Here is a 6,230-nt window from a genome sequence, read left to right on the forward strand (position 1 = left end):
GGGAGGCCGGGAAGGAGCGTGACGGGGCCGGGCGTACGGGGCCGCGCCGACGCCCGGAGCGGGCGGAGGGGCGAGCGGTACGGCGCCCCTCCGCCGGTGAGGCCGGGCCGCGAGCGACGTCAGATCTTCGTCCACGCCTCGGTCAGGACCTGGCGGACGATGCCCTCGATCTCGTCGAAGGTCGCCTGGTCGGAGATGAGCGGCGGCGACAACTGGATGACCGGGTCCCCGCGGTCGTCGGCGCGGCAGTACAGGCCGTACTCGAAGAGCTTCTTCGAGACGAAGCCGTACAGAACGCGCTCGGACTCCTCGTCGGTGAAGGTCTCCTTGGTGGCCTTGTCCTTGACGAGCTCGATGCCGTAGAAGAACCCGTTGCCGCGGACGTCGCCGACTATGGGGAGGTCGAGCAGCTTCTGCAGGGTGCCGAGGAAGGCCGCCTCGTTGTCCAGGACGTGCTGGTTGAGCCCCTCGCGCTCGAACAGGTCGAGGTTGGCGACGCCCACCGCCGCCGACACGGGGTGACCGCCGAAGGTGTAACCGTGCAGAAAAGTGTTGTCCTCGCGGTAGAAGGGCTCGGCGAGGCGATCGGAGACGACGCAGGCCCCGATCGGTGAGTAGCCGGAGGTCATCCCCTTGGCGCAGGTGATCATGTCGGGGACGTAGCCGAACTTGTCGCACGCGAACACCGTGCCCAGGCGGCCGAAGGCGCAGATGACCTCGTCCGACACGAGCAGGACGTCGTACTGGTCGCAGATCTCGCGCACCCGCTGGAAGTAGCCGGGCGGCGGCGGGAAGCACCCTCCGGCGTTCTGGACGGGCTCCAGGAAGACCGCCGCCACGGTGTCGGGCCCCTCGAAGAGGATCTGCTGCTCGATCTGGTCGGCGGCCCACCGGCCGAACGCCTCGGGGTCGTCGCCGTGGACCGGGGCCCGGTAGATGTTGGTGTTGGGTACCTTGTGCGCGCCGGGCACCAGCGGTTCGAAGGGGGCCTTCAGGCCCGGCAGCCCCGTGATCGACAGCGCCCCGTGCGGCGTGCCGTGGTAGGCCACGTTGCGCGAGATGACCTTGTGCTTGGTGGGCTTGCCCACGAGCTTGAAGTACTGCTTCGCGAGCTTCCAGGCGGTCTCCACCGCCTCGCCGCCGCCGGTGGTGAAGAAGACCTTGTTCAGGTCGCCCGGGGCGTGGTGGGCGAGGCGTTCCGCGAGCTCCACGGCCTTCGGGTGCGCGTACGACCAGATCGGGAAGAAGGCGAGTTCCCTCGCCTGCTTCGCCGCGGTCTCGGCGAGTTCGGCGCGTCCGTGCCCGGCCTGGACGACGAACAGTCCGGCGAGACCGTCCAGATAGCGCTTGCCCCGGTCGTCGTAGATGTAGGTGCCCTCGCCCCGCACGATGGTCGGAACGGGCGCGTCCTCGTACGAGGACATGCGGGTGAAGTGCATCCACAAGTGGTCGTACGCGGTCTTGGAGAGATCCTTGCTCACGGCTATCGGGTTCCCCACATGTAGGTCTGCTTCTTGAGCTTCAGGTAGACGAAGCTCTCGGTGGAGCGCACCCCGGGAAGGGCGCGGATACGCTTGTTGATCACTTCGAGCAGGTGGTCGTCGTCCTCGCAGACGATCTCCACCAGCAGGTCGAAGGAGCCGGCGGTCAGGACGACGTACTCGACCTCGTCCATCGCGGACAGGGCCTCGGCGACGCCGTCGAGATCTCCCTCGACGTTGATCCCCACCATGGCCTGGCGACGGAAGCCGACGGTCAGGGGATCCGTCACCGCCACGATCTGCATGACGCCCTGGTCGAGTAGCTTCTGCACCCGTTGCCGCACGGCTGCTTCGGAGAGGCCCACGGCTTTGCCGATCGCGGCGTACGGGCGGCGGCCGTCCTCCTGGAGTTGCTCGATGATCGCCAGGGAGACGGCGTCGAGCGACGAGCCGCCGCTCCCTGTTCTTGAATCTGCGCTGCGACTGGCCACCACCTCACTCTGCACGAGGACTCGACAGTTCCGCAAGGTTCAACCGATGAAATCCGTTGTTTACGAGACGGGAAAGAACTGATTCCGAAGCTGTGGGGGAGTGGGCGTGTCGAAAGCGTCGGAGCACCGACTAGGGTGGGTGTCTCAAGTTCTGGACACCCGACAGGAGGGCCGGCAGTGAGCACCGAACTGCGTCGACTGCGCAACTACATCGACGGGGAGTTCCGCGATGCCGCCGACGGGGCGACCACCGAGGTCGTCAACCCCGCCACCGGCGAGGCGTACGCGAGCGCCCCGTTGTCGCGAGAGGCCGACGTCGACGCCGCCATGGACGCCGCGGCCGCCGCCTTCCCCGCGTGGCGCGACGCGACGCCGGCGGAGCGGCAGAAGGCCCTGCTGCGGATCGCCGACGCCTTCGAGGAGCGGGCCGAGGACCTCATCGCGGCGGAGGTGGAGAACACCGGGAAGCCGGTCGGGCTCACCCGCTCCGAGGAGATCCCGCCGATGGTGGACCAGATCCGCTTCTTCGCGGGCGCGGCGCGCATGCTCGACGGCCGCTCCGCGGGCGAGTACATGGAGGGACTCACCTCCTTCGTGCGGCGCGAGCCGATCGGGGTCTGCGCCCAGGTCGCGCCGTGGAACTACCCGATGATGATGGGCGTCTGGAAGTTCGCCCCGGCGCTCGCCGCGGGCAACACGGTGGTGCTCAAGCCCTCGGACACGACCCCCGCGTCCACTGTTCTCATGGCGGAGATCATCGGCTCCGTCCTGCCCAAGGGCGTCTTCAACGTCGTGTGCGGCGACCGCGACACGGGGCGGCTCATGGTCGAGCACGACACGCCCGCCATGGCTTCCATCACGGGCTCCGTCCGCGCCGGGACGCAGGTCGCGGAATCGGCCGCCAAGGACCTCAAGCGGGTCCACCTGGAGCTGGGCGGCAAGGCGCCGGTCGTCGTCTTCGAGGACGCGGACGTCGCCAAGGCCGTCAGCGGCATCACCGAGGCGGGCTTCTTCAACGCCGGCCAGGACTGTACCGCCGCGACCCGCGTGCTGGTCCACGAGTCCGTCCACGACGAGTTCGTCGCCGCCCTCGCGAAGGCCGCCGCCGAGATCACGACCGGCGGCCCGGAGAACGAGGACGCCTTCTACGGCCCCGTCAACAACGCGAACCAGCTCGCCCAGGTCACGGGCTTCATCGACCGTCTGCCGTCGCACGCCAAGGTCGAGACCGGCGGGCACCGGGTCGGCGAGAAGGGCTACTTCTACGCGCCGACCGTCGTCTCCGGGCTGCGCCAGGACGACGAGATCATCCAGAACGAGGTCTTCGGCCCCGTCATCACGGTGCAGTCCTTCCGCGACGAGGCGCAGGCTCTGGAGTACGCGAACGGCGTCGACTACGCCCTGGCCTCCTCCGTGTGGACCAAGGACCACGCTCGGGCCATGCGCATGTCCAGGTCGCTCGACTTCGGGTGCGTATGGATCAACACCCACATCCCGCTCGTCGCGGAAATGCCCCACGGCGGCTTCAAGAAGTCCGGATACGGCAAGGATCTCTCGCTGTACGGCTTCGACGACTACACCCGCGTCAAGCACGTCATGACGTCGCTGGAGGGCTGACGGGGCGGGCACGCGCCCGGTCGACGGGGCCGGCGTGCGGGGGTCGCCCGCGCGGCGGCCCGCGGGTGTGCGGGGGTGCGCGCCGCCCCACCGCACCGTACGGGGGACGGGGCGCGCCGTCCGCGGCGTGTCGGTGGTTGGTGACGACGGCCCCGTCCCGCTCATGCCTGTCCTGCCTGCTCGGCTGCCCCGTCAGGCTCCGAGGCCCTCGCTCCTCTCGGTCGCCCCGTTCGGCTCCGAGGTCCTCGCTCCTCTCGGTTGCCCCGTTCGGCTCGGCGGTCGCCGTGGTGGATCTTTTCCGGTGAGCCCGGACGGTGCGGACAACCCTGCGGACGCCCGCACCGTCCGGGCTCATGCATGCCCGGCCGCCGGCCGCCGGCTGTCCCTGCCCGCCGCCTGCCCCGTGCTGCTCGCGGTGCCTACGGCTGAGGCGACGGCGCGGACGAGGGGGAGGCCGCACGGCGCACAGCTACGAGCACGTCGACGCGGTTGGTCGTGATCGAGTCGACTCCGGCCGCGACGAGTCGGCGCATGGAGCGCCGAGTGTCGGGAGTCCACACGGAGACCAGGAGACCGTCCCGGTGCACCGTCTCGACGAGTTGGCGGCTCACCAGGCCGAAGCGGTAGTTGAGCCACCGAGGGCGCACGGCGTCCAGAAGCGCGGGCCGGGGCGGGGCCAGCGTCGTCCAGGTCAGGGCGATCTCGGCGTCGGGGTCGGCCTCGCGTACCGCGAGCATCGCCGTGGCTCCCGCGCAGTAGTAGGCCCGGTCCGCCGCGCCGTTGTCGCGGATCACGCCCGCGACGGCCGTCGCCGTGCGACGGCTGCCGGACGGAAGATCGATCATGACCCGGGAGCCCTTGGTGACCTCCAGGGCCTCAGCGAGCGTGGGTACGTGCCCTGCGGTCAGCTCGTGCACCTCGGACGCTGTCAGCTTGTCGATTGGTCGATCGTGGTCCCACAAGCGCCGCAACGTCGCGTCGTGCAGCAGGACCGGGACTCCGTCCCGAGTCAGCCGTACGTCCATCTCCACGGCGTCGGCACCCCGGTCCAGGGCGGAACGGAGCGAGGGCAGAGTGTTCTCGCGGATGCGGTAGGGATCGCCACGATGTCCCACGGCCGTAATGGTGCGCATGACCGCATGTCATCACACGGGTCACGGCGCGAGCCAGGAGGTGGTGTACGCGTCGATCTCGGCCTTGATCCGGCCCTTCCCCTCCGGCTCCAGGAACGAGGCGTCGACGGCGTTGCGGGCCAGCGCGGCCAGGCCCGTCTCGTCAAGATCCAGCAACTTCGCGGCGATCGCGTACTCGTTGTTCAGGTCGGTGCCGAACATCGGGGGGTCGTCGCTGTTGACGGTGACCAGCACACCGGCGTCCACCATCTCCTTGAGCGGATGCGCGGAGAGATCGGCGACGGCGCGCGTCGCGACGTTCGACGTCGGGCAGACCTCAAGAGGAACGCGTCGCTCGGCGAGGTGCTCCAGCAGCCTCGGGTCCTGGACGGAGGTCGTGCCGTGCCCGATGCGCTCCGCGCCCAAGTCGTTCAGCGCGTCCCACACGGTCTGCGGCCCCGTTGTCTCGCCGGCGTGGGGGACCGAGCGCAGTCCGGCCGCGATGGCGCGGTCGAAGAAGGGCTTGAACTGGGGGCGCGGGACGCCGATCTCGGGCCCGCCCAGGCCGAACGAGACCAGTCCTTCGGGGCGCAGATCGACAGCCAGCCGCGTCGTCTCCTCCGCCGCCTCGAGCCCGGCCTCCCCCGGAATGTCGAAGCACCACCGCAGGACGACGCCCAGCTCCCGCTCCGCGGCCAGCCTCGCGTCCTCGATGGCCTCCATGAAGGCACGCTCGTCGATGCCGCGGCGCGTCGAACTGAAGGGCGTGATCGTCAGCTCCGCGTACCGGATGTTCTGACGTGCCATGTCGCGCGCGATCTCGAAGGTGAGGAGCCGGACGTCCTCGGGCGTGCGGATCAAGTCCACTACCGACAGGTAGACCTGGATGAAGTGGGCGAAGTCGGTGAAGGTGAAGTAGTCGGCAAGCGCCTCCGGCGCCGTCGGCACCAGGGAGTCGCCGTGTCGCGCCGCCAGCTCGGAAACGATGCGGGGCGATGCCGAGCCCACATGATGCACATGCAGCTCAGCCTTGGGCAGCCCCGCGATGAAGGCGTGCAGATCGTTCATGGTTTCCTTCCGGTCCTTCCCCACGAGGTCCTTCCCCCTGAGGGGTGCTGGGACGGTCGGCGGACCGGCCTGGATCATCGTAGGTTGCGGCATAGAGCTCAGGGGGCGGGGCCTGCTCTTGGTGTGGTCCCCGAGGCGGGACGCCGGGGGCGGCTGTCCCTGAAGCCACAGGGCCGGGGTCGCGCCGTGGCATATCTCGCGGGGCATACGGCATCCCACAGTCCCCCCGCACCGTGGGATATGCGCTGCCGCGACGGCTCCGCACCGTGGCATATTCAACGGTGCGGACGCGGACGCGCGGGTGCGGACGCCTGCGCTCGTACAGGGCCACCTCGGGGCGCGACAGCCACGCAGCCGTAGCATGCGCCGCCGCCCGCCGCCCGCCGCCCGCCGCCCGCCGCCCGCCGCCCGCCGCCCGCCGCCCGCCGCCCGCCGCCCGCCGCCCGCCGCCCGCCGCCCGC

At 70.0% G+C, this 6,230-nt stretch carries 5 protein-coding genes; 1 reads left to right on the plus strand and 4 read right to left on the minus strand.

The window, feature by feature from the left end; translation table 11 throughout:
• Window positions 1–119: 119 nt before the first annotated feature.
• Together ACFYMP_RS25780 and ACFYMP_RS25785 are read right to left on the minus strand one after the other, a co-directional pair.
• Complete coding sequence (locus ACFYMP_RS25780) at window positions 120–1,499, minus strand: aspartate aminotransferase family protein (protein ID WP_388861909.1); 1,380 nt, start codon at window positions 1,497–1,499, stop codon at window positions 120–122.
• Window positions 1,484–1,972 carry an Lrp/AsnC family transcriptional regulator gene (locus ACFYMP_RS25785; RefSeq protein ID WP_388861911.1) on the minus strand — a complete coding sequence of 163 codons (489 nt, stop codon included), beginning with the start codon at window positions 1,970–1,972 and terminating at the stop codon, window positions 1,484–1,486. Before ACFYMP_RS25785 ends, ACFYMP_RS25780 begins: the two co-directional genes overlap by 16 nt.
• Window positions 1,973–2,149: 177 nt before the next feature.
• Here ACFYMP_RS25785 and ACFYMP_RS25790 point away from each other — a divergent pair, with 177 nt between their 5' ends.
• Window positions 2,150–3,589, plus strand: coding sequence for a gamma-aminobutyraldehyde dehydrogenase (locus ACFYMP_RS25790; protein ID WP_388861913.1), 1,440 nt, complete (start codon window positions 2,150–2,152; stop codon window positions 3,587–3,589).
• 419 nt (window positions 3,590–4,008) lie between these two features.
• Here ACFYMP_RS25790 and ACFYMP_RS25795 read toward each other — a convergent pair whose 3' ends face one another.
• Together ACFYMP_RS25795 and ACFYMP_RS25800 are read right to left on the minus strand one after the other, a co-directional pair.
• The gene (locus ACFYMP_RS25795; protein WP_388861915.1) at window positions 4,009–4,722 is read right to left on the minus strand and encodes a glycerophosphodiester phosphodiesterase; all 714 of its coding nucleotides are present in this window, start codon (window positions 4,720–4,722) and stop codon (window positions 4,009–4,011) included.
• Between the two features lie 21 nt (window positions 4,723–4,743).
• Entirely contained in the window at window positions 4,744–5,862 is a 1,119-nt protein-coding gene (locus tag ACFYMP_RS25800; protein WP_388861917.1) for an adenosine deaminase, read from the minus strand.
• Between the last annotated feature and the right edge of the window lie 368 nt (window positions 5,863–6,230).

Source organism: Streptomyces sp. NPDC007088 (genome assembly GCF_042869355.1).
Taxonomy (GTDB): domain Bacteria; phylum Actinomycetota; class Actinomycetes; order Streptomycetales; family Streptomycetaceae; genus Streptomyces.

What these genes read in the sequence shown, in the direction of transcription:
- ACFYMP_RS25800 (WP_388861917.1), bottom strand. Translation starts at nt 5,862, where the DNA reads ATGCCGCAACCTACGATGATCCAGGCCGGTCCGCCGACCGTCCCAGCA.
- ACFYMP_RS25795 (WP_388861915.1), bottom strand. Translation starts at nt 4,722, where the DNA reads ATGCGCACCATTACGGCCGTGGGACATCGTGGCGATCCCTACCGCATC.